The organism is Streptomyces sp. NPDC088794, assembly GCF_044750545.1.
Classification (GTDB): Bacteria; Actinomycetota; Actinomycetes; order Streptomycetales; family Streptomycetaceae; genus Streptomyces.
On record NZ_JBIVKB010000023.1, the window covers coordinates 96,439 to 120,066 of the forward strand.

The 23,628-nt window shown below is 70.6% G+C and carries 20 protein-coding genes and 2 riboswitches; of the genes, 16 read left to right on the plus strand and 4 right to left on the minus strand.

What is annotated here, in order from left to right; all coding sequences use genetic code 11:
* Positions 1-2: 2 nt before the first annotated feature.
* The 8 genes from ACIP6U_RS43930 to ACIP6U_RS43965 all read left to right on the plus strand — a co-directional run bounded on the left by ACIP6U_RS43930 (position 3) and on the right by ACIP6U_RS43965 (position 9,510).
* Complete coding sequence (locus ACIP6U_RS43930; protein WP_401728650.1) at positions 3-1,175, plus strand: energy-coupling factor transporter transmembrane component T; 1,173 nt, start codon at positions 3-5, stop codon at positions 1,173-1,175.
* Entirely contained in the window at positions 1,172-2,797 is a 1,626-nt protein-coding gene (locus ACIP6U_RS43935; protein WP_401728651.1) for an ABC transporter ATP-binding protein, read from the plus strand. The genes ACIP6U_RS43930 and ACIP6U_RS43935 overlap by 4 nt, the downstream gene beginning before the upstream one ends.
* Positions 2,794-3,627, plus strand: coding sequence for an ECF transporter S component (locus ACIP6U_RS43940; RefSeq protein ID WP_401728653.1), 834 nt, complete (start codon positions 2,794-2,796; stop codon positions 3,625-3,627). Before ACIP6U_RS43935 ends, ACIP6U_RS43940 begins: the two co-directional genes overlap by 4 nt.
* A gap of 55 nt (positions 3,628-3,682) precedes the next feature.
* A riboswitch (cobalamin riboswitch) is annotated at positions 3,683-3,864 on the plus strand.
* Between the two features lie 223 nt (positions 3,865-4,087).
* On the plus strand, positions 4,088-5,611 hold the full coding sequence (locus ACIP6U_RS43945) for a CoA-acylating methylmalonate-semialdehyde dehydrogenase (RefSeq protein ID WP_401728656.1): 1,524 nt from the start codon (positions 4,088-4,090) through the stop codon (positions 5,609-5,611).
* Positions 5,612-5,616: 5 nt separating this feature from the next.
* Positions 5,617-6,765 carry an acyl-CoA dehydrogenase family protein gene (locus tag ACIP6U_RS43950; RefSeq protein WP_401728658.1) on the plus strand — a complete coding sequence of 383 codons (1,149 nt, stop codon included), beginning with the start codon at positions 5,617-5,619 and terminating at the stop codon, positions 6,763-6,765.
* Positions 6,762-7,838: an enoyl-CoA hydratase/isomerase family protein gene (locus ACIP6U_RS43955; RefSeq protein ID WP_401728660.1), complete on the plus strand. Its 1,077-nt coding sequence runs from the start codon at positions 6,762-6,764 to the stop codon at positions 7,836-7,838. The genes ACIP6U_RS43950 and ACIP6U_RS43955 overlap by 4 nt, the downstream gene beginning before the upstream one ends.
* Complete coding sequence (gene mmsB, locus ACIP6U_RS43960) at positions 7,835-8,734, plus strand: 3-hydroxyisobutyrate dehydrogenase (RefSeq protein ID WP_401728662.1); 900 nt, start codon at positions 7,835-7,837, stop codon at positions 8,732-8,734. Before ACIP6U_RS43955 ends, mmsB begins: the two co-directional genes overlap by 4 nt.
* Complete coding sequence (locus tag ACIP6U_RS43965; RefSeq protein WP_401728663.1) at positions 8,731-9,510, plus strand: enoyl-CoA hydratase; 780 nt, start codon at positions 8,731-8,733, stop codon at positions 9,508-9,510. Before mmsB ends, ACIP6U_RS43965 begins: the two co-directional genes overlap by 4 nt.
* A gap of 40 nt (positions 9,511-9,550) precedes the next feature.
* Here ACIP6U_RS43965 and ACIP6U_RS43970 read toward each other — a convergent pair whose 3' ends face one another.
* Positions 9,551-10,996, minus strand: coding sequence for a short-chain fatty acyl-CoA regulator family protein (locus ACIP6U_RS43970; protein WP_401728664.1), 1,446 nt, complete (start codon positions 10,994-10,996; stop codon positions 9,551-9,553).
* Between the two features lie 205 nt (positions 10,997-11,201).
* Between ACIP6U_RS43970 and ACIP6U_RS43975 the strand changes: the two genes are divergently transcribed.
* From ACIP6U_RS43975 to ACIP6U_RS44005, 7 genes are all read left to right on the plus strand, one after another.
* Positions 11,202-12,710 (plus strand): MmgE/PrpD family protein, encoded by a 1,509-nt coding sequence (locus ACIP6U_RS43975; protein WP_401728666.1) that lies wholly within the window; start codon positions 11,202-11,204, stop codon positions 12,708-12,710.
* Between the two features lie 2 nt (positions 12,711-12,712).
* Complete coding sequence (gene prpB / locus ACIP6U_RS43980; protein ID WP_401728740.1) at positions 12,713-13,618, plus strand: methylisocitrate lyase; 906 nt, start codon at positions 12,713-12,715, stop codon at positions 13,616-13,618.
* Between the two features lie 21 nt (positions 13,619-13,639).
* Positions 13,640-14,776 (plus strand): bifunctional 2-methylcitrate synthase/citrate synthase, encoded by a 1,137-nt coding sequence (locus tag ACIP6U_RS43985; protein WP_401728667.1) that lies wholly within the window; start codon positions 13,640-13,642, stop codon positions 14,774-14,776.
* Between the two features lie 67 nt (positions 14,777-14,843).
* Positions 14,844-14,917: riboswitch (cobalamin riboswitch) on the plus strand.
* Between the two features lie 59 nt (positions 14,918-14,976).
* Entirely contained in the window at positions 14,977-15,189 is a 213-nt protein-coding gene (locus ACIP6U_RS43990) for a CbtB-domain containing protein (protein WP_401728668.1), read from the plus strand.
* A gap of 36 nt (positions 15,190-15,225) precedes the next feature.
* Positions 15,226-16,092, plus strand: a complete 867-nt coding sequence (locus ACIP6U_RS43995) for a CbtA family protein (protein WP_401728671.1) — start codon at positions 15,226-15,228, stop codon at positions 16,090-16,092.
* Complete coding sequence (locus tag ACIP6U_RS44000; RefSeq protein WP_401728673.1) at positions 16,089-16,820, plus strand: (2Fe-2S)-binding protein; 732 nt, start codon at positions 16,089-16,091, stop codon at positions 16,818-16,820. Before ACIP6U_RS43995 ends, ACIP6U_RS44000 begins: the two co-directional genes overlap by 4 nt.
* A 21-nt stretch (positions 16,821-16,841) precedes the next feature.
* Positions 16,842-17,207, plus strand: a complete 366-nt coding sequence (locus ACIP6U_RS44005) for a hypothetical protein (RefSeq protein WP_401728675.1) — start codon at positions 16,842-16,844, stop codon at positions 17,205-17,207.
* Between the two features lie 183 nt (positions 17,208-17,390).
* Here the strand turns inward: ACIP6U_RS44005 and ACIP6U_RS44010 are convergent, their stop codons facing one another.
* The 3 genes from ACIP6U_RS44010 to aceA all read right to left on the minus strand — a co-directional run bounded on the left by ACIP6U_RS44010 (position 17,391) and on the right by aceA (position 21,243).
* The gene (locus ACIP6U_RS44010; RefSeq protein ID WP_401728677.1) at positions 17,391-18,260 is read right to left on the minus strand and encodes a 3-hydroxybutyryl-CoA dehydrogenase; all 870 of its coding nucleotides are present in this window, start codon (positions 18,258-18,260) and stop codon (positions 17,391-17,393) included.
* Entirely contained in the window at positions 18,257-19,855 is a 1,599-nt protein-coding gene (gene aceB / locus ACIP6U_RS44015) for a malate synthase A (protein ID WP_401728680.1), read from the minus strand. The genes ACIP6U_RS44010 and aceB overlap by 4 nt, the downstream gene beginning before the upstream one ends.
* 104 nt (positions 19,856-19,959) lie before the next feature.
* The gene (gene aceA, locus ACIP6U_RS44020) at positions 19,960-21,243 is read right to left on the minus strand and encodes an isocitrate lyase (RefSeq protein ID WP_401728682.1); all 1,284 of its coding nucleotides are present in this window, start codon (positions 21,241-21,243) and stop codon (positions 19,960-19,962) included.
* Positions 21,244-21,623: 380 nt separating this feature from the next.
* Between aceA and ACIP6U_RS44025 the strand changes: the two genes are divergently transcribed.
* Entirely contained in the window at positions 21,624-23,030 is a 1,407-nt protein-coding gene (locus tag ACIP6U_RS44025) for a short-chain fatty acyl-CoA regulator family protein (RefSeq protein ID WP_401728683.1), read from the plus strand.
* The last annotated feature ends 598 nt before the right edge of the window (positions 23,031-23,628 follow it).

Consider the following 23,628-nt stretch of genomic DNA (forward strand, 5'->3'; position numbering starts at 1 on the left):
CCGTGGCCCGTACGACCGCTGACGCGGCAGCGGCCACGCCCGTGTCCGGCCCCGCACCGGACACGGGCGGCCGTCGCCTGCCGCGCACCCTGCATCCCGTGGCCTGGTGGGTGTGGGCGCTCGCCCTGGCCACCGCTGTCAGCCGTACCAACAACCCGCTGCTGCTGTTCCTCGTCCTGGCCGTCCTCGGCTACGTCGTCACGGCCCGCCGCACGGAGGCACCCTGGGCGCGCGGTTTCAAGTACTACCTGTACCTGGCCCTCACCGTCGTCGCGATCCGCGTCGTCTTCCGCGCCGTGTTCGCCACCGGCATCACACCCCGCGACCACTTCCTGTTCTCCCTGCCGCACATCCCCACCCCGGACTGGTACGCGGGCATCCAGATCGGCGGCCCGGTCTCCCTGGAGGCCGTGCTCTCCGCCGCCACCGACGGGCTCCGGCTCGCCTGCATGCTGTGCTGCATCGGCGCCGCCAACACCCTCGCGAACCCGAAGCGGGCGCTGCGCGTGCTGCCCGGCGCCCTGTACGAACTGGGGGTCGCGGTCACCGTCGCCATCAGCGTGGCGCCGCAGCTCGTGCAGAGCGTCCAACGCGTCGCCCGCGCGCGGAAGTTGCGGGCCGGACGCGCCAAGGGGTTCAAGGCGTTGCGAGGCATCGCGGTCCCCGTCCTGGAGGACGCGCTCGAACGGTCCCTGCGCCTGGCCGCCGCGATGGACTCCCGCGGCTACGGCCGGGCGGGCTCCGCCACCCCCCGCTCGCGCCGCGTCACCGGAGCGCTGATGCTGCTCGGCATGTGCGGGCTGTGCGCGGGGGCGTACGGACTGCTCGACGCGACCGCCCCGACCGTCCTCGGCCTGCCCGCAATGCTCGCCGGAGCCCTGCTCTGCGTGGCCGGGCTGCGGCTGGGCGGACGCCGGGTCACCCGCACCACCTACCGACCAGACCCCTGGCGACTGCCGGAATGGGCCGTATCCGGTGCTGGTGTCGTGGCCGCCGTGCTGCTCTACAGCAACCTCGGCTACGACCCCGCCGAGTTGAACCCCTCCCTCTACCCCCTGACCTGGCCGGCCCTGCCGCTTGTCCCGACCGCCGCGATCCTGCTCGCCGGGACCGCCGGATTCCTCTCCCCGCCCCCAACCGCCCCTCGGCGTACCGAGAAAGCCGGCGCCACGTGATCACCTTCGACCAGGTCACCGTCCACTACGACGACGCGGCCGAACCCGCCCTGCGCGAGGTCGACCTGACGGTGGAGGAGGGCGAACTGTGCCTCGTCGTCGGGCACACGGGCGTCGGTAAGTCGACGCTCCTGGGCGCCGTCAACGGGCTCGTGCCGCACTTCACCGGCGGCACCCTGTACGGCCGGGTCGTCGTGGACGGCCGCGACACCGCTCACCACCCGCCGCGCGAACTCGCCGACGTCGTCGGAGTGGTGGGCCAGGACCCCCTGGACGGCTTCGTCACCGACACCGTCGAGGAGGAACTCGCCTACGCCATGGAGCAGTTGGCGATCCCGCCCGCCACCATGCGCAAGCGCGTCGAGGAGACCCTCGACCTGCTCGGCCTCGCCGACCTGCGCCACCGCGCCCTGCATGAACTCTCCGGCGGCCAGCAACAACGCGTCGCCATCGGCTCCGTCCTCACCGCTCACCCCCGCGTCCTGGTCCTCGACGAGCCCACCTCAGCTCTCGACCCCACGGCGGCCGAAGAAGTCCTCGCCGCCGTCACCCGCCTCGTCCACGACCTCGGCGTCACCGTGCTGATGGCCGAGCACCGCCTCGAACGGGTCGTGCAGTACGCCGACCGCATCGTCCATCTGCCGGGCGACGGCCGCGCGGCGATCGGCGCACCCGCCGACATCCTGCGTACGTCCACGATCGCGCCGCCGATCGTGGAACTCGGCCGAGCCGCCGGCTGGTCCCCGCTGCCCCTGTCCATCCGCGACGCCCGCCGCGCCGCCGCCCCCCTGCGGACCCGTCTGAAAGGCCGAACGCCCGGACCCGTACGCCCTCCCCAAACCAGCGTCGGCCCACGGCTGTTGACCGCGCGCGGCGTAACGGTGACCTACCACGGGGTACCGGCGGTCCGGGAGGTCGACCTGGACCTCCGAGGGGGCGAGGTCGTCGCGCTCATGGGCCGCAACGGCTCCGGCAAGTCCTCCCTGCTGTGGGCACTCCAGGGCTCCGGTCCGCGTCGCGCCGGAACGGTCAAGGTCGCCGACGCCCCGGGGGATCCGCACGCGCTGTCCTCCGCCGAGGCCCGCCGGGCTGTCGGCCTGGTCCCGCAGACCCCCGCCGACCTGCTCTATCTCGAAAGCGTCAAACAGGAACTCGGCCAGGCCGACACCGAGTCGGCCGGCGGGGAGCCGGCCCGCGCCATCCTGGACCGGCTCGCGCCCGGCATCCCCGACGACACCCACCCGCGCGACCTGTCCGAGGGACAGAAGCTGGCACTCGTCCTGGCCATCCAACTCTCCGCCGCACCCCGAGTGCTGCTTCTCGACGAGCCGACACGCGGCCTCGACTACCGCGCAAAGACGGAACTCGTCCGGATCGTCGACGCGCTGGCCGCCGAGGGCCGGGCCGTCGTCATCGCCACCCACGACGTCGAGTTCGTCGCCCGCGCCGCCGACCGGGTCGTCGTCATGGCGGAGGGGGACATCGTCGCCGACGGGCCCACCGCCGAAGTCATCACGGCCTCACCGGTGTTCGCGCCGCAGACGGCGAAGATCCTCGCTCCGCTGCCGTTCCTGACCGTCGATCAGGTGCTCCCGCTGCTGGACGGGGACTCCGACCGATGACCGCACTCCGTACCTCCGCCCCGGCCATCCGGCTCACCGGCCGCGCCGGGATCGTGATGGCGCTCGCCGCGATCCTCGGCGTGGTCGCGTTCTTCTGGCCGTTCGTCGTCGCACCGGGCACCTTCGGCTCGAACTACGCACCCCCGCTCATCTTCGGCGTGCTGCTGGTACTCGTCCTGTGCGTCGTCCTCTCCGAGATCGCCGAGGGCGGTATCGACTCCAAGGCGCTCGCGATGCTCGGCGTCCTGTCCGCCGTCAACGCGGCGCTGCGTCCACTGGGCGCCGGCACCGCGGGCATCGAGACCGTCTTCTTCGTCCTCGTCCTCGCCGGACGCGTCTACGGGCCCGGCTTCGGCTTCGTCCTGGGGTGCACCTCGCTGTTCGCCTCCGCCCTCATCACCGGCGGGGTCGGGCCGTGGATGCCGTACCAGATGTTCGGTTGCGCGTTCGTCGGCATGCTCGCCGGCTTCCTCCCCAGAGCGAGCGGCCGACGCGAGGTACTGCTCCTCGCCGTCTACGGCTCGCTCTCCGGCTATCTCTTCGGCTTCCTGCTCAACCTCTCCTTCTGGCCGTTCTCCCTCGACCCGAACAACTCCATCGCCTATCTGCCCGGCCTGCCGTTCACCGAGCAGTGGCATCGCTACGTCGCCTTCGACATCGCCACGTCCCTCGGCTGGGACACAGGGCGGGCGGTCACCAACTTCCTCTGCATCCTGCTGGCGGGACCGGCCGTCCTCACGACGTTCCGCCGGGCCGCCCGCAAGGCCCGATTCCGGGCGCCGGTGCGTTTCGCCGCTCCCGCGCGAGCGGCCGATCCAGGCGACTCCTGAACGGAACCCGAATAGCCGCGCGGCCGTCGGCACTGGATTTACTAGGACGTCCAACTATATGCTCGTGCCCCAAGGTCCGCGGTGCAGGGAAGCCGGTGTGAAACCGGCACGGTCCCGCCACTGTGACCGGGGAGTTCGCCGTCGAGCAGGACGCCACTGACGAGCTGGATGTCGGGAAGGCGGACGGCGCGCGCTGATCCGGGAGTCAGGATACCGGCCGCGGTTTGTTCCGTGTTGTCCACGAGGATGGAGCAGACACGCATGGCACCGGTATGCGTTCACGATCCCGGCAGGGGCCCACTGCCTGTTGCCGAGTCTTTCCGGCATTCCACCGTCAGGACCTGACGGCCCTTCGCCATACGCGATCCTGCGCGGCCCCCCCCGCACGTGTGCGCTTTCGGCGTCCGTGCCGGTGGCGAGCGCGCCATTCCTGGACCCCACCTGACGAGAGCAGGCATCCATGGTCCACGCACAAGACCGCGCTCCCGTGCGCGAGTTGAGTCATTTCGTCGGCGGCAAGCACACCCCGGGAACCTCGGGGTCCTACGGCGATGTGTACGACCCGAACACCGGCGAGGTGCAGGCCCGCGTCCCGCTCGCGAGCCGCGCCGAGACCGAGGCCGTCATCGCCGACGCCACCGAGGCGCAGCGCGAGTGGGGTCAGTGGAACCCGCAGCGCCGCGCCCGCGTCTTCCTCCGCTTCCTCCAACTCGTCGAGGGGGAGCGGGACTCACTGGCCCGGCTCCTCTCCTCCGAGCACGGCAAGACCGTCGCCGACGCGCACGGCGACCTCCAGCGCGGCCTCGAAGTCGTCGAGTTCGCCGCCGGCATCCCGCACCTGCTCAAGGGCGAGTTCACCGACAACGCCGGCACGGGCATCGACGTCCACTCCCTGCGAGCCCCGCTCGGAGTCGTCGCCGGCATCACCCCCTTCAACTTCCCCGCGATGATCCCCCTGTGGAAGGCGGCGCCCGCGCTGGCCTGCGGCAACGCCTTCATCCTCAAGCCCTCCGAACGCGACCCTTCCGTTCCGCTCCGGCTCGCCGAACTCTTCCTGGAAGCGGGCCTGCCGCCCGGCGTCCTGAACGTCGTCCACGGCGGCAAGGAGACCGTCGACACCCTTCTCGAAGACCCCCGCGTCGAAGCCCTCGGTTTCGTCGGCTCCACCCCGATCGCCGCGTACGTCTATGCCACCGCCGCCGCGCACGGCAAGCGCGCCCAGTGCTTCGGGGGCGCCAAGAACCACATGATCGTCATGCCGGACGCCGACCTCGATCAGGCCGTGGACGCCCTGATCGGCGCGGGCAACGGCTCGGCGGGGGAGCGCTGCATGGCGATCTCCGTCGCCGTCCCGGTCGGCGAGGCCACCGCCGACGCGCTCGTGGCCCGACTGAAGGAGCGCATCGGGTCGCTGCGCATCGGCCGCAGCGACGACCCCGAGGCCGACTTCGGACCGCTGGTCGGCCGGGACGCCGTCGACCGGGTGCGCTCGTACGTCGACCTCGGCGTCGAGGAGGGCGCCGAACTCGTCGTTGACGGACGGGACTTCGTCCTGCCCGGCCACGAGGACGGCTTCTTCGCCGGAGCCTCCCTCTTCGACCGGGTCACCCCGGCCATGCGGATCTACCAGGAGGAGATCTTCGGCCCGGTCCTGTCCGTGGTCCGCGCCGCCGACTACGAGGAGGCCCTGCGCCTGCCCAGCGAGCACCTCTACGGCAACGGCGTCGCGATCTTCACCCGGGACGGCGACACCGCCCGCGACTTCACCCGGCGCGTGAACACCGGCATGGTCGGCGTCAACGTGCCCATCCCGGTGCCCGTCGCCTACCACACCTTCGGCGGCTGGAAACGGTCCGGCTTCGGCGACCTCAACCAGCACGGCCCGGATGCGATCCGCTTCTACACGCGTACGAAGACCGTCACTTCGCGCTGGCCCGCGGGGCTTCGCGAGGGCGCGAGCTTCACCATCCCGACGATGGGCTGAGCGCGATGACCACCACCTTGCTCACCGAGGACCAACAGGCCCTCGTCGAGGCGACGTTGGACTTCACCCAAGACCATCTCGCCCCGCACGCCGTGGACTGGGACCGGGACAAGCACTTCCCGCTCGACGTCCTGCGCAAGGCAGCCGGACTCGGCCTCGGCGGTGTCTACGTCCGTGAGGAGTCGGGCGGCTCAGGCCTGACCCGCGCCGACGGCGTCCTCGTCTTCGAGACCCTGGCCTCCGGCTGCCCGTCCATCGCGGGCTATCTCTCCATCCACAACATGGTCGCCTGGATGATCGACCACTACGGCGACGCGGCTCAGCGGGAACGCTGGCTGCCACGCCTCTGCGCGATGGAGGACCTGGCGAGCTACTGCCTGACCGAGCCGGGCGCCGGATCGGACGCGGCCGCGCTGCGCACCCGCGCGGTCCGCGACGGCGACCACTACGTCCTGACCGGAGTCAAGCAGTTCATCTCGGGCGCGGGCGCTTCCCAGGTGTACGTCGTCCTGGCCCGCACCGGCGGGAACGGCCCGCACGGTGTCTCCGCCTTCCTTGTCGACAAGGAGGATTCCGGCCTCTCCTTCGGCCCGAACGAGCGGAAGATGGGCTGGAACGCCCAGCCCACCCGACAGGTGGTCCTGGACGGGGTCCGGCTGCCCGCAGACCGGCTCCTCGGCCGCCAGGGCGAGGGCTTCCGCATCGCCATGAACGGACTCAACGGCGGCCGCCTCGGCATCGCCGCCTGCTCCCTCGGCGGCGCCCGCAGCGCCCTCGACCGCAGCCTCGTACACCTCGCGGACCGACAGGCGTTCGGCGGACGGCTCCTCGACGCCCAGGCACTCCAGTTCCGCCTCGCCGACATGGCGACCGAACTCGCCGCCGCCCGCGCACTGGTCCACCAGGCCGCCCAGGCCCTCGACCGCGGCGATCCGCAGGCCCCGTACCAGTGCGCGATGGCGAAGCGGTTCGCCACCGACACCGGCTACTCGGTGGCCGACCGCGCGCTCCAACTCCACGGCGGCTACGGCTACTTGAGCGAGTACGGCATCGAGAAGATCGTCCGTGACCTGCGGGTCCACCAGATCCTGGAAGGAACCAACGAGATCATGCGCGTCATCGTGGCCCGCGGCCTGACGGAGGCGTTCGGATGACCGGCGCCGAGCAATCCGTCCTGCTGCACACCGACGGCCGGGCGGCCCACATCACCCTCAACCGGCCCAAGTCCCTCAACGCCCTCGACCACACGATGGTGCGAAGCATCGACGCGGCTCTCACGGTGTGGGAGCAGGATCCCGCCATCGAGACGGTGGTCATCACCGGCGCGGGCGAGCGCGGCCTGTGCGCGGGGGGTGACATCCGGAGCATCCATGAGGACGCCCGCGACAGGGACGGCACCGCGTCGGCGGCGTTCTGGCGCGACGAGTACCACCTCAACGCTCGTATCGCCCGCTACCCCAAGCCCTACGTCGCGGTCATGGACGGGATCGTCATGGGCGGCGGCGTCGGCATCTCGGCCCACGGCAGCGTCCGGGTGGTCACCGAGCGGTCGCGGATCGCCATGCCGGAGACAGGTATCGGCTTCGTCCCCGATGTCGGCGGCACCTACCTGCTCGCACTCGCCCCGGGCGAACTGGGCACCCACCTCGCGCTGACGGGCGCGCAGATCGACGCCGGTGACGCCTTGCGGTGCGGACTCGCCGACCACTACGTCCCGTCCGCCTCGCTGCGACGCCTCGTCGACGACCTTGCCGACATCCCGGTGTGGGATGCCCTGGACCGTCACGCAGGGCCTTCGCCAGAGGGGCAGTTGGCCGACCGCCGGGAGTGGATCGACGCCTGCTACACCGCCGACACGGTCGAGGAGATCGTCCAGCGGCTGCTCGCCCACGGAGACCCGGCGGCCAAGGAGGCCGCGGAGACCCTGCTGGCCAAGTCACCCACCGCTCTCAAGGTCACTCTGGCCGCCTTGCGCCGCGCCCGTCGGCTCGGGCCGCTGGAGCGAGTTCTGGAGCAGGAGTACCGCGTTTCCTGCGCAGCTCTGGCCGCGCCCGACCTGGTCGAGGGCATCCGTGCCCAGGTCATCGACAAGGACCGCGCTCCGCGCTGGTCACCGGCCACCCTCGCCGAGGTCACCGACGCCGACGTGGCGCGCTTCTTCACCCCGCTCGGCGAGCGCGAACTCGCGCTCGCCGGTCCCGACACCACCGAGGAGGTGGTCTGGTGAGCAGCACCGTCGCGCTCATCGGACTCGGACACATGGGCGGCCCCATGGCCGCCAACCTGGTCAAGGCCGGACACCGGGTCCTTGGCCACGACCTTGTGCCCGCCGCCCTCGACACGGCTGTCGGAGCAGGGGTCGAACGGGCAGGGTCGGCGGCCGGGGCCGTCGCGGACGCCGACGTGGTCATCACCATGCTGCCGGCCGGCCGGCACGTCCTGGGTCTCTACGACGACATCCTCGCCGTCGCCCGCCCGGACACCCTCTTCGTCGACTGCTCCACCATCGACGTCGCGGACGCCCGTACCGCTCACGAACGCGCGGTCGCCGCCGGGATGCGGGCCTTGGACGCGCCGGTCTCCGGTGGAGTCGTCGGCGCGGAGGCGGCGACGCTCACCTTCATGGCGGGCGGCGAGGAGTCCGAGTTCGCCGAGGCGGAACCGCTGCTCGCCGCCATGGGAAAGAAGGTGGTCCACTGTGGAGGTCCGGGCGCCGGGCAGGCCGCGAAGATCTGCAACAACATGATCCTCGGCGTGTCGATGATCGCGGTCAGCGAGGCGTTCGTCCTCGGCGAGAGCCTCGGTCTTTCCCACCAGGCCCTCTACGACGTGGCCTCCACGGCGTCCGGGCAGTGCTGGGCGCTCAGCGTCAACTGTCCTGTCCCCGGCCCCGTTCCGGCCAGCCCCGCCAACCGGGACTACCGCCCGGGCTTCGCCGCCTCCCTGATGGCCAAGGACCTGGGCCTGGCCGCCAACGCGGTCCGGGCCGGGGGAGTGCACGCGGAACTCGGGCTGCGTGCCGCTGAGTTGTACGCCGCGTACGCGGAACGGGCCGGTGTCACGGAGGACTTCTCCGGCATCGTACGGACCATCAGGGATCAGAGCGAGGAGCGGCAGGCATGAGCACCGGATACGAGACGATCCTCGTCGAACGCAAGGGCCGTACCGCCCTGCTCACCCTCAACCGCCCCAAGGCCCTCAACGCGCTGAACCTGAAGGTCATGGAAGAGGTCGTGGCCGCCACAGAGGCGCTTGACCGGGATCCGGAGTTCGGCTGCATCGTCATCACCGGCTCGGCGAAGGCGTTCGCTGCAGGCGCCGACATCAAGGAGATGCGGCCACAGGGCTACATGGACATGTACCTCGCCGACTGGTTCGCGGCGTGGGACCGGCTCGCCCAACTGCGCACCCCGACGATCGCCGCCGTCTCCGGCTACGCGCTGGGCGGTGGCTGCGAACTCGCCATGCTCTGCGACATCCTGCTCGCCGCCGACACGGCCGTCTTCGGCCAGCCCGAGATCAAGCTCGGCGTGATCCCCGGCATCGGGGGATCACAGCGGCTGACCCGGGCAGTGGGAAAGGCCAAGTCCATGGAGATGTGTCTGACCGGGCGCACCATGGACGCGACCGAGGCGGAGCGCGCCGGACTCGTCTCGCGCGTGGTGCCCGCCGACGAGCTCATCGGTGAGGCGCTCGCGGTCGCCGAGACCGTCGCGGGCATGTCCCTGCCGGTGGCGATGATGGCGAAGGAGGCCGTCGGCCGGGCTTTCGAGACCACGCTCACCGAGGGCGTCCGTTTCGAACGACGTCTGTTCCACGCGGTGTTCGCGACCGCCGACCAGAAGGAGGGCATGGGCGCCTTCGTCGACAAAAGGCCGCCGGAGTTCCGCCACCGTTGAACCGAGGGACGCTCCGCCCGTGCCGCCCTCTCGACGGCTGTCAGGGTGTGCGGGTCTCCACCGGATAAGGCACGTAGGTCCGCCGGTCGGGGTCGATGGCGAGTCGACCGCCGGCCGGGGGCCGGGCCCGTTGGGCGCAGTCGCGGCGTTCGCAGATCCGGCAGCCCAGGCCGATCGGGGTCGCGGCCCGGGGGTCGTCGAGGGCGATGCCCTCGGCGTAGACGAGCCGGTGCGCGTGGCGCAGTTCGCAGCCGAGGGCGACGGCGTACTCGGCGCGCGGGGCGTGGTGGCCGAACCCGCCGCGGGTGATGGTCCGCGCGATCCAGAAGTACCGCTTCCCGTCCGGCATTTCGGCGACCTGGGTGAGTATCCGGCCTGGTGCGGAGAACGCCTCGTACACCGTCCACAGCGGGCAGGTGCCGCCCAGCCGGGAGAAGTGGAAGTCGGTCGCCGACTGCCGTTTGGAGATGTTCCCGGCTCGGTCGACACGCAGGAACGAGAAGGGCACGCCCCGGTGCCCGGTGCGTTGCAGGGTGCTCAGACGGTGGCAGACCGTCTCGAAGCCGACCCCGAAGCGCGCCGACAGCAACTCGATGTCGTAGCGCACCTCTTCGGCCGTGGTGTGGAAGGCGGCGTACGGCATGAGGAGGGCGCCGGCGAAGTAGTTCGCCAGGCCGATGCGGGCCAGCGTCGCCGACTCGGGGGAGGTGAGTTCCTTTGCGCTGTCGGCGAGCTGGTCGAGGAGCGGGGCGTGCTCCAGCAGGGCGAGCTGGGTGGCGAGCTGGAAGGCGCGCTGGCCGTCGCTGAGCCAGGGGGAGAGGAACAGCAGTCCGGCGGCCGGGTCGAAGCGCCGGGCGTCTCCCGAGCGGCCCGGGGCCGCGTGCAGGACCCTGACGCCGTGCCGGTCGGCGAGCCGCGCGGTGAGCGGATCGGCGGCCCGGCCCGGCCTCAACTCCGATTCCCTCGCGGTGCGTTCGGCCTCGGTGTCCAGCGGCTCGAAGTGGTTGTGATGGGCGTAGAAGAAGTCGCGTACCTCGTCGTGTGGTTCGCCGGGCGGCAGCAGCGGGCTGCCGCCCGAGCCCGGTGAGGCGAGGGCGGCGGCCTGTTCTGCGGTGTCGCGGTAGCGGCGGTGGAGAGCGACCAGGGCGCGGGCCACCTCGGGGTGGTCGCGGGCGGCCTCGGTGATCTCCTCGACGGCGGGCAGCTCCACCCCGCACGCCTCGTCTGCGAGCGCGGCCCGCAAGTCGGCGGCGAGCCGGTCCTCGTCGGCCTCGGAGAAGAACTCCGCGTCGACGCCGAAGACCTCCGCGATCCGCAGCAGCACGGAGGCGGTCAGTGGGCGCTGGCTCTGCTCGATCTGGTTGGCGTAGCTGGTGGAAATGCCGAGCGCGCGGGCCATGTCGACCTGGTTCATACCTTGCTCGCGGCGCAGTCGCCGCAGCTTGGTGTGAGCGTAGACCTTGCGCTCGGCCGGTCGTCGGCTCATGGCGTACCTCCTCGTCGCGAGCAGCCGGGCAGCATGGCCGAAGCAGCGATATCTGCGAATCTAGCATCCGCACAATTCGCAGGATTCGCAGATTCGCAGCTCTGCGCTGTACGGATTCCGCAGCTTGGAGCGGTGGTCCGGCCGACGACCACGGGGCAGGCTCGATCACGTCAACCACGTCAGGACCGCCCTCGCGAGGAGTGCCGTGATCGAGCACCACGTCCGTGTCCACCCCAGCGCCGACAGGCTGCCCCACGAGGACCAGCTCGCCTGGAAGCTTGCGGCCGTCGCCACAGGCACCGAGGAGCCGGACGCAGGCAGCGCGGCCATGGCCGTCAACCGGGTGATCGACAACGCGTCGGTCGCCGTAGCCTCCCTGCTGCGCCGTCCGGTCGCCGTAGCCCGTGCCCAGGCCACCGCCCACCCGGCCGCCGCACCCGGCGCCTCGGTCTTCGGCAGCCCGGTCCGTGTCTCCCCGGAGTGGGCGGCCTGGGCCAACGGCACCGCCGTGCGTGAACTGGACTTCCACGACACGTATCTCGCGGCCGACTACTCACACCCCGGCGACAACATCCCGCCCCTGCTCGCCGTCGCCCAGCACACCGGCCGCACCGGCGCCGACCTCCTGCGCGGCATCGTCGCCGCCTACGAGATCCATGTCGCCCTGGTCAAGGGCATCTGCCTGCACGAACACCGCATCGACCACGTGGCCCACCTCAGCGCCGCCACCGCCTGCGGTCTGGGCGCCCTGCTGCGGCTGCCCACGGAGACCGTCTACCAGGCGGTGCAGCAGGCCGTGCACACCACCACCGCGACCCGGCAGTCCCGCAAGGGCGAGATCTCCAGCTGGAAGGCGTACGCACCCGCCTTCGCAGGCAAGGCCGCGATCGAGGCCGTCGACCGTGCGATGCGCGGCGAGACCTCACCGTCCCCGATCTACGAGGGCGAAGACGGCTTCCTGGCCTGGTTGCTCGACGGTCCGGGGTCCGACTACACGGTCGCGCTTCCCGAGCCGGATGAGCCGCGCCGCGCCATCCTCGACACGTACACCAAGGAGCACTCCGCCGAGTACCAGGCACAGGCGGTCATCGACCTGGCACGCCGACTGCGCGAGAAGACCGGCCCGTTGGCCCGCGTGCGCTCGGTGGTCCTGCACACCAGCCACCACACCCACCACGTCATCGGCTCCGGCGCCAACGACCCGCAGAAGTACGACCCCGACGCCAGCCGCGAAACCCTCGATCACTCCGTGCCGTACATCCTCGCCGTCGCCCTGGAGGACGGCACCTGGCACCACGAACGCTCCTACGCCCCCGAACGCGCCCGCCGCGCCGAGACCGTCGCACTGTGGCGGAGGATCACCACGGTCGAGGAACCCGAGTGGACCCGCCGCTACCACGACCCCGATCCTGACCGCCGGGCCTTCGGCGGACGCGCGGTCGTCACCCTGGACGACGGCTCGGTGATCGAGGACGAACTCGCGGTCGCCGACGCCCACCCGGCCGGCGCCCGCCCCTTCGACCGGCCCGCCTACGCGGGCAAGTTCCGCACCCTCGCCGAGGGCGTTGTCACCTCAGCCGCCCAGGACCGATTCCTGGATGCTGCCGAGCGCCTTGCCGAGCTGACCACGTCCGACCTCGACAGGCTCTTCCCGGCCGTGGACACGGAGGCCGTCGCCGCGTACGACACGCGTCTGCCGAAGGGGCTGTTCTGATGCTGCTGCACACCCGTACCACGCCGTCCGAACGCCGCCGCTCCTTTCGTGAACAGCTCGCCTCCGGCCGGCTGTTGCGGATTCCCGGAGCCATCAACCCGCTGTCCACACGGCTCATTCAGGACACCGGCTTCGAGGCCGCATACCTCTCCGGCGCCGTCCTCGCCGCCGAGCTGGGCCTGCCCGACATCGGCCTGACCACCTCCACCGAGATCGCCGCCCGCGCTCAGCAGACGACCCGAGTCACCGACCTGCCCGTCCTGATCGACGCCGACACCGGCTTCGGCGAGCCGATGAATGCGGCCCGTACCGTGCAGTTGATGGAGGACGCCGGTCTGGCCGGCCTGCACCTGGAGGACCAGGTCAACCCCAAGCGCTGCGGCCACCTCGACGGCAAGTCCGTCGTCCCGCGCGAGGACATGGTCCGCCGTCTCCGCGCCGCGGTGGACGCCCGTCGCGACCCGGACTTCCTGCTGATGGCCCGTACGGATGCCCGGTCGGTCGCGGGGCTCGACGCGGCGATCGACCGGGCGAAGGCCTACGTCGACGCCGGCGCCGACGCGATCTTCCCCGAGGCGCTGGTCGACGAGTCCGAGTACGAGGCGTTCCGCAGGGCGGTCGATGTGCCGCTGCTGGCCAACATGACGGAGTTCGGCAAGACGCGTCTGCTGGACGTCGACACGCTGGAGAACCTCGGCTTCAACATCGTGCTCTATCCGGTCACCCTGTTGCGGGTCGCCATGGGCGCCGTGGAGGGCGGCCTGCGCGCGCTCGCCGCCGAGGGCACACAACGGGCGCTGGTACCGCGGATGCAGACCCGCTCCCGTCTCTACGAACTCCTCGGCTACGAGGAGTACTCGGCCTTCGACTCGGCCGTCTTCGACTTCACCCTCCCGCCCGGCACCTGACCCACCGAAGGCAGGCACCCCATGACCACCACCGTGCCCGAGATCCACCGCGGCCTCGCCGGTGTCGTCGTCGACACCACCGAGATCTCCACCGTCATCCAGGAGACCAACTCCCTCACCTACCGCGGCTATCCGGTCCAGGATCTCGCCGCCCGCCGCTCCTTCGAGGAGGTCGCCCACCTGCTCTGGCACGGCGAACTCCCGGACGCCGCCCAGCTGCGGGACTTCGAGGCCCGCGAACGCGCCCTGCGCCCTGTGGACCGCACCACTCTGGAACTGCTGACGCGACTGCCGGAGACATGTCACCCCATGGACGTCCTGCGCACCGCCGTCAGCTTCTTCGGTGCCGAGGACCCCACCGAGGACGACGGCAGCCTCGCCGCCAACCGCGCCAAGTCCCTGACCCTGCTGGCGAGACTGCCCACCGTGGTCGCCGCCGACCAGCGCCGCCGCCGCGGCCTGGACCCGATCCTCCCGGACCCGGACCTCGGCTACGCCGAGAACTTCTTCCACATGTGCTTCGGCAGCGTGCCCGACCGGGACGTGGTCCGCTGCTTCGAGATCTCCCTGGTGCTGTACGCCGAACACAGCTTCAACGCCTCGACGTTCACCGCACGGGTCGTCACCTCAACCCTCTCCGACCTCTACAGCGCGGTCACCGCGGCCATCGGCGCGCTCAAGGGCCCGCTGCACGGCGGCGCCAACGAAGCCGTGATGCACATGCTGAACGAGATCGGCGACCCGCGGCGGGCCGGGGAATGGCTGGACGAGGCACTGGCCGCCCAACGCAAGATCATGGGCTTCGGCCACCGCGTCTACAAGAACGGCGACTCGCGGGTGCCGATCATGCAGGAGGCCCTGGACCGCCTGGTCGCCCGCGCCGCCGACGCCGAGGTGACCCGCCTGGCCACGCTGCACGCGGCCCTGCGGCACGCCATGCTCACGAGCAAGGGCATCCATCCCAACCTGGACTACCCGGCCGGGCTCGCCTACCACCTGATGGGCTTCGACATCCCCGCCTTCACCCCGATCTTCGTGATGAGCCGCATCACCGGCTGGACCGCCCACATCACCGAACAGCTCGCCCACAACTCCCTCATCAGGCCACTGGCTTCCTACGCCGGGCCGGAGCAGCGGACGGTCCCGGCCGCCTCCTGATTTGGGACGGCCTTGATTGACCGGCCGGAGAGACGGGCCGTACGTTCGCGGTGTAGTGATGGCATAAGGAAGCTGGTGGAATTCCAGCACGGTCGCGCCACTGTGAGCCCGCCGCCGGAAGGTGGCCGGCGAGTCAGATACTGAGCCCTCACTCCGCCCGCATACGCAAGGGACGCACGATCCCATCAGGAGGGCTCACAGTGAGCAGCATTTCCGCACGCCCGGCGTCCACGCCGGTCGTTCTGCCGGTCTCGAAGTCGATCGTCTGGCTGGTCGGCACCGCGCTGATCGCGCTGGCCGTGTACTACTTCATCGGTGTCGATCAGGGTGCCGTGTCGGTGTTCGGCAACGACATGCACATCCACGAGTTCGTCCACGACGCACGCCACTTCCTCGGCTTCCCCTGCCACTGACCCTCCGCCGGCACCTGGACGTACGGACAACTCGACATGGAAAAGAAGCTCATACTGCGCGGCGTGCTCGTCGGCGCGGTCGCGGGCCTGCTCGCGTTCCTGTTCGCGCGCATCTTCGCCGAGCCGCAGATCGCCAAGGCCATCGACTACGAGAGCGGCCGCGACGCCGCCCAGAACGCCCTGGACAAGGCGGCCGGCCTGCCCGTCGAGGCTGCCGGCCCCGACCTGTTCAGCCGCACCGTCCAGGCGAATGTGGGCATCGGCGTCGGCATGGTGTTCTTCGGGATGGCGATGGGCGCGCTGTTCGCCGTCGCCTACACCGTCTGCCTGGGCCGCACCGGCGGTCTCCGGGCCCGAAACCTTGCCCTCCTCGTCGCGGGCGGCGGATTCCTCGGCATGTACCTGGTGCCGTTCCTCAAGTACCCGGCCAACCCGCCCGCGATCGGTCACGAAGAGACCATCCAGCAGCGCAGCGGCCTGTACCTGATCATGGTCGTCTGCTCGGTCGCCTTCCTCGCGGGAGCCGTCTACCTCGGCAAGCGGCTCCAGGCGCGCTTCGGCAACTGGAACGCCACCCTCCTCGCCGGCGCCGCGTTCGTCGTCGCGATCGGGATCGTCATGCTGCTCCTGCCGCAGCTCGGCCATCTCTCGTACAACAAGGACAACTTCGGGAACCACGCCACCGAGACACCACTGCCGCTGACCGACTCCAAGGGCAACATCGTCTACCCGGGCTTCCCCGCCGACGTGCTGTTCAACTTCCGCTTCTACTCCGTCGGCGCACAGCTGATCCTCTGGACGGCCATCGGCCTGATCTTCGGCCCCCTGGCGGAACGCCTGCTCCGGCCCGCGCGACCGGACGCCACCGCGCCCTCGCAGGAGCAGGACCCCGTCCCGGCATGACCGGCGATTCCACGGTGAGCGCGGTGGTCGACGAGATCACCGCGCTCGGCCCGTTTTTCGCCGTGGCGGTCCATCCGCCGGGGTCGGAGCCGCCCGAACCGTGGCAGCCGATGTCCCGCACGCTGCTCGCAGCGCGTGTCGCGGGCGTGGGCGATTGGCTGGCCGCCGCCGGCGGGCAGCCACCCGGCGCGGTCGAGGTCCGGGTCGCGGCGTCCGTCGCCCACCTGGGTCTGGCCGCCCGGCTGGTCTCGCCGGCCCTGGCCGCGGCCGTGTTGCGCAGCCGGGCCCTTGCCCCGGGCTTCGCGGATCTGCGCTGGCAGCACGCCGTCGGCGGCCCGATCCCGTTGTCGCTGCCCCACGACGCCTTCGCAGGGGCCGCCGTGGGCTCGCCATCCCGGCTCGCGGACGAACTGAGCAGCCGCCTGCTGGACGGCGCCCTGCGTGAACTCGCCGACGCCATGGGGGAGTTCTCGGTCTCCCCGCACATCCTGTGGGGCAACACCGCCTCGGCGGTCAACGGAGCGGCAACCATGATCAAAGCGGCCCGTCCGGATCTCACCGCTCGGACCCGCACCATCACCGCGCTCCTTCTGGAGCGGCCCCCACTGCGCGACGCGAGTACCACGACGCCCGACGGTGTGTTCCGGCGCCGCAGTTGCTGTCTGATCTACCGCGCGGCACCCGACGGCAAGGGGTCCCTGTGCGGTGACTGCGTACTGTCCCATTGACCGACTTCAAAGGGAACCGCCGTGAACCGACGCCCAGAGCCGCGCAGGATCGTCCTGGACGGAGAGCCCGCCGTCGCACTCACACCGCAGGAGTACGACCGCCTGACCCTGGCCCGCCGCCAACTCGGCAGCCAGAGTTCACGGATGAGCGGGATGAACCGCGACCTGGCTCAGGCCACGCACCTTCTGGAAGACGCCAGATCCGCACTCTGCGTCGCCGCCGGAACGGACGGAGACTGTCCCGCCGGGCCCTCGGAGCAGGAGTCCGGGCATCTCTGCTGTCGGATCCGGGCATTACTCGACTCGCCCCGGTTCCCCGCGGTCGCGCGCTCGGCCGTTCCGGCGGACGACAGCGCCAAGTCCCGCGGCGGAAACGGCCACCGGTGAATCCGTGGCCGGCGCCGGCAGACCGGGGCCCCGCCGCGTAGGACGGCGGTCGTTCCCGCTCACAAAGCGCGAGGGCGGGAAGCGCCACCCTCGCGCTTCCCGTCCTTCGCCTGTGAACAGTCGCCGGATCCCTCAATCCGGCGGTGCGGTCCCGGGCCCCTCAGCCCGGCCGCGCCAGGATGCTCAGTCCCGGCCGTACGTGTGGAATCCCCGGCCGGTCTTACGGCCCAACAGCCCTGCCTGGACCATCCGTTGGAGGAGGGGCGGCGGGGCGTAGAGAGGTTCCTTGAACTCGTCGTAGAGGGACTCCGCGATCGAGGCGACGGTGTCCAGGCCGATGAGGTCGGTCAACTTCAGGGGGCCCATGGGGTGGGCGCAGCCCAGCTCCATGCCCGTGTCGATGTCGGCGGCGGTCGCGAAGCCGGATTCCGCCATGCGGATCGCCGACAGCAGGTAGGGGACGAGGAGGGCGTTGACGACGAACCCCGCCCGGTCCTGGGAGCGGATGACGGTCTTGCCCAGGACCCGGGTGGCGAAGTCCTCGACGGCGTTGACGGCCGCCGACGCCGTATGGAGGGACGTCACGATCTCCACGAGGGGGAGGACGGGGACCGGGTTGAAGAAGTGCAGACCGAGGACGTGGTCGGCACGGCTGGTCGCCATGCCCAGCCGCATGACGGGGAAGGAGGAGGTGTTGCTCGCCAGGACCGCGTCCGGAGCCACGACGATCTTGTCGAGGGCGGCGAAGATCTCCGCCTTGGCGTCCGCGTTCTCCACGACCGCCTCGACCACGAGCTGCCGGTCGGCCAGGTCGTCGAGGCTGCCCGTGAAGACCATCCGGGCGAGTGCGTCCTGGGCCGAGCCCCGCTCCAACTTGCCCCGCCGCACGGCCCGTTCGAGCGAGCCGGCCACCCGATCGCGGGCGGCGCGGGCGGCGACGGCGTCCACCTCGCACACGACGGTGTCCAGCCCGGCCCTGGCACACACCTCGGCGATCCCGGCGCCCATCTGACCGCCGCCGACCACCCCCACACGCTGAATGCCCTCACTCATGCCGTGGCCTCCGCGTGCCGGACCAGGTGTCGCGAGTAGGCGTCGGGGGTGAAGAACAGGGGCGACTCCTGTGCCAGCGCGGTGCGTTCGAAGATCTCCCGCACCTCGTGGAGGGCCGCCCATGGGTACTCGGCACCCAGCGCGGCGAGTTCATCGTCGAGCAGCCGCATCACCGTCTCCCTGTCGACGACCCGGTGCCGGAGCCACTGCCAGATCTGCACGCGGGCGATCTCCGCGGTCGCGGCGTCCTCCATCAGGCCGTAGAGGGCGACGGCGCCCTGCCCGCGCAGCCAGGCGTCGAAGTAGCGCAATGAGACAGCGATGTTGGTGCGCAGACCCTCCGGTGTGGGAGTTCCGCTGATGCGGCGCACCGACAGCAGGTCCGCGGCCGCCACGTCCACGTCGTCGCGGGTGCGGTCGAGCTGGTGGGGCCGGTCACCGAGGACACCGTCGAACGCGGCGCTGCAGACGGACACGAGAGCAGGGTGGGCGACCCAGGAGCCGTCGAACCCGTCCTCTGCCTCGCGCTCCTTGTCGAGACGGACCTGGGCCAGGGCTGCCTCGTTGGCGGCCGGGTCCTTGCTGGGCACCTGGGCTGCCATGCCGCCGATGGCGTGGGCGCCGCGCCGATGGCAGGTGCGTACCAGCAACTCGGTGTAGGCCCGCATGAAGGGGGCGGTCATCGTCACCTTCGCGCGGTCGGGGAGCAGGAAGTCGGTGCGGTGGCCGAAGGTCTTGATGAGGCTGAACAGGTAGTCCCAGCGGCCCGCGTTGAGACCGGCGCTGTGCTCACGCAGCTCGTGGAGGATCTCCTCCATCTCGAAGGCGGCAGTGATCGTCTCGATGAGGACCGTGGCGCGGATCGTGCCTCTGGGGATTCCCAGCAGTTCCTGCGCGCTGATGAAGATGTCGTTCCACAGCCGGGCCTCGTAGCGGTTCTCCAGCTTGGGCAGGTAGAAGTACGGGCCGTGGCCGGCGTCGATCTGGCGCTGCGCGCAGTGGAAGAAGTACAGACCGAAGTCGACGAGCGCGGCGGGCACGGACCGTCCGCCGAACTCCAGATGTTCCTCGTCCAGATGCCAGCCGCGCGGCCGGACCACGATCGTGGCGAGCCGGTCGCGATCGGCGAGCCGGTACTCCTTGCCCTCCGGTGTGGTGAAGTCGATGCGCCGCTCGATGGCGTCGAGCAGGTTGATCTGTCCGCCGACGATGTTGTCCCAGGTGGGTGATGTGGCGTCCTCGAAGTCGGCCAGCCACACCTGCGCACCGGAGTTGAGCGCGTTGACGGTCATACGGCGCTCCGGCGGACCGGTGATCTCCACTCGACGGTCGGTGAGTCCGGGAGCCGGCGGTGCCACCTGCCAGGTGGGGTCGGCGCGGACGGCCGAGGTGACCATCGGGAAGTCGAGCGGTGATCCGGCCGCGAGCCGTATCGCCTGCCGCCTGCGCTCCTTGAGGAGTTCCTGGCGGCGCTTGCCGAAGGCGGCGGCGAGGTGACCGACGAAGTCCAGGGCGGCGGGGGTGAGGATCTCGTCGTGGCGGTCGCCCGCTGCCGCGAGGACGCGGACGTGGTGGGTCAGTGCACTGGTGGACATCGGGATCTCCTGATCGGGGAGCGGAGCGGGAGCCGGTCGGGGACGGTCGCCCGGCTCCCCTCGGTCAGGAGCCGGTTCGCCGCGTCGCCTTGGTGGGACAGGCCCTAGTGGAACTGCTCCTCCTCGGTGGAGCCCGCGAGCGCGGTGGTGGACGAGGCCGGGTTGACGGCCGTGGAGACGAGGTCGAAGTAGCCGGTGCCGACCTCGCGCTGGTGCTTCACGGCGGTGAAGCCCTGAGCCTGGGCGGCGAACTCCCGCTCCTGGAGGTCGACATAGGCCGTCATGCCGTACTCGGCATAACCTCGCGCGAGGTCGAACATGCCGTGGTTGAGAGAGTGGAACCCGGCCAGGGTGATGAACTGGAAGCGGTAGCCCATCGCGCCCAACTCCCGCTGGAACTTGGCGATCTGGTCGTCGTCCAGCGCGGCCTTCCAGTTGAAGGACGGCGAGCAGTTGTACGCCAGCATCTGGTCCGGGTACCGGGCGTGGATGGCCTCGGCGAACTCACGGGCCTGTGTCAGGTCCGGGGTACCGGTCTCGACCCAGATCAGATCGGCGTACGGGGCGTAGGCCAGGCCGCGTGAGATGACGGGCGCCATGCCGTTGCGCACGTGGTAGAAGCCCTCGGCGGTGCGCTCGCCGGTGACGAACTCGGCGTCGCGCTCGTCCACATCGCTGGTGAGGAGAGTGGCGGCGAGCGCGTCGGTGCGGGCGACGATGAGCGTCGGCACGTCCGCGATGTCGGCCGCGAGGCGGGCCGCGTTGAGGGTCCGGATGTGCTGGGAGGTGGGCACCAGGACCTTGCCGCCGAGGTGGCCGCACTTCTTCTCCGAGGCGAGCTGGTCCTCGTAGTGGATGCCCGCGGCGCCGGCCGCGATCATCGCCTTGGTCAGTTCGAAGGCGTTGAGCGGGCCGCCGAAGCCGGCCTCCGCGTCGGCGACGATCGGCGCGAGCCAGTCGGTGGTGTCCGCGCCGCCCTCGGCGGTGGCGATCTGGTCGGCGCGCAGCAGCGCGTTGTTGATCCGACGGACCACCTGGGGAACGGAGTTGACGGGGTAGAGGCTCTGGTCGGGGTAGGTGTGACCGGCCTGGTTGGCGTCGGCGGCGACCTGCCAGCCGGACAGGTAGATGGCCTGCAGCCCCGCCTTGACCTGCTGGACCGCCTGACCGTCGGTGAGCGCGCCGAGCGCGTGGACGTAGTCCAGCTCGTGCAGCTGCCGCCACAGCCGCTCGGCACCGCGCCGGGCGAGCGTGTACTCCTCACGGACGCTGCCGGAGAGCCGTACGACGTCCTCGGGGCCGTAGGTGCGCTCGATGCCCTGCCAGCGCGGGTCGGTGGCCCAGTGCCGCGCGAGTTCCTCGGCCGCCGTCGTCTTCGCCTCTGCCATGGTCTTCACCGTCTCCTCGTTGTTCGATCTGCCAATCTCCTGATCGTGGGAAAGGGGAGTGGCACTGTATGTCTCTTCTGGGGGTGCGGCCCGCTGTCCCATCACCGGGCGGAGCTGAGCAATGCTGCCGTGCAGGAGGAAACAGCTACCGGGATCTCCGACGTCAGGGCATGAATCGCGCTCAGTGCTGTGTGCCTGCTGCCGAAGGTCCGGCGGGCCGCACTGGAACTCTGACACTGGCACTGAGTGCCATCAAGAGGGGATGGCTGCCAATTCTTGCGAATCTTAACTCCGACTTTTGCCAAGTTTGCGAAGGGAGTGGCGGGGTGTTCTTCGCTTACGCTGACGATCGTCCGACCACAGGTGACGTGAGGAGCGCGGTGAGCAAGATCTACGCGGGCGCGCGGCTACGGCGGTTGCGCGAGGAACGCCGGATGACCCAGGCCGAGCTCGCACGGGCGTTGGACATCTCGCCGAGCTATCTGAACCAGATGGAGCACGACTCCCGCCCGCTCACCGTCCCGGTCCTGCTCAGACTCACCGAGACCTTCGGCGTCGACCCGGCCTTCTTCTCGGAGCGCGACACGAGCAGGCTGGTGGCCGATCTGCGGGAGACGCTGGCCGGCGAGCTGGCCGAGGCCCGGATGTCACCGACCGACCTCGCGGACCTCGCCACGCGTATGCCCGCGGTCGCCCAGGTCCTGCTCGACCTCGGCCGCCGCAACCAGTTGCTGGGCGAACAGCTCGCCGGCGCGGCCGACGGCCGGGACGAGGGGCCGCAGGCGCCTCGCTCACCGCACGAGGAGATCCGCGACTTCTTCTACCGTCGCCAGAACTACCTTCACGACACCGACCTCGCCGCCGAGCAACTCGCAGAGGAGATCGGCATCCGCCCCGGTGAGGTCGTACAGGCTATCGGTGCGCGCCTCGTCGACCGGCACGGTGTGCGACTGGCCGCCGAGACCGGCGAGCGCCTGCACCACTACGACGAGACGAGCCGCACCCTGCACCTGTCCACCCGCCTGCGCCCCGGCCAGCGCGCATTCCGCCTCGCGACCCAACTCGCGCTGCTCGAACAGGGCGACGGACTCGACCACCAGGCGTCCGACGACTTCGCACCCGGCTCGCCCACCCACGCCCTGGCCCGCATCGGCATCGCCAACTACTTCGCCGCCGCGCTGATCCTGCCGTACACCGCCTTCCACAGGGCGGCCGAGGAAGTCCGCTACGACATCGAACGCCTCACGGACCGCTACGGCCTCGGTTACGAAACCGTCTGCCATCGGCTCAGCACACTGCAGCGCCCGCGTCTGCGCGGTGTGCCGTTCTCCTTCGTGCGCGTCGACCGGGCCGGCAACCTCTCCAAACGCCAGTCCGCGACCGGCTTCCACTTCTCCCGAGCCGGCGGCACCTGCCCCTTGTGGAACGTCTACGAAGCGTTCGCCGCTCCCGGCCGCATCCACGTCCAGATCGCCGAAATGCCCGACGGACAGCGCTACTTGTGGACGGCCCGAGCCATCACCCGGCATCGGGGCGGCTGGGGCGAGCCGGGCAAGACCTTCGCGATCGGTCTGGGTTGCGAGATCCGTCACGCCCACCGGCTCGTGTACTCCGACGGACTCGACCTCGCCAACTCCTCCGCCGCCACACCGATCGGCATGGGCTGCCGAGTCTGCGAACGCCTCGAATGCCCGCAACGCGCCGCGCCGCCCCTCGGGCGCCCGCTGCGGATTGATCAGAACAGCAGCACGTTCGTGCCCTATCCCGTGGCCGAATCCCCGCGATGACCGATGTAAGGGGGCGGCTCGGCGGCGAGAGTGACGGCCCACGGGCCGCGCTCGGACGCCTGCGCCGCCCGTGATCCCGAGGCGCTGCCTGCGCTCTTCGCGGCATGGGAGAGTCAGACCATGCACGCGCTCGGCTTCGAATACGTCCCGGCGTCTGAGGACTCAAGCCCGGGAAAGAGCGGATGCTCTGGGCCCACCAGGCCGCTGTCTGGGCCGCGGTGTGAAGGCGTCGGTGGTGATGGTGCGGTCGAACTGTGTTTCGCGGGCAGCCTGCAACGTCCGGCTTGCCGCAGGCTGCGGGGTCGCGGCAATCAGCTGGCCTCAGCGTGGGCCACGACTCCGATCACCGGGGCCGTAGTCGGACTCGGCGCGGCGAGTCGTCCGGACACGGGGACGACCTGCGTCAACTCACCTACCACCTTATGGGCGTTGCGGGTCTGGAGCGCGGCCGGCTGACCGGGCTCGTGATGCGCGGCGATGACCCGGGTGATCGGCACTGCCTCGACGTGATGCAGAAGCACACGGCTTGGCATCGCTGATGCCACAGCACCACCCGGTCTGCGTGGCCTTCGACGACGCCGGAGTTCCGGGGAGGGCG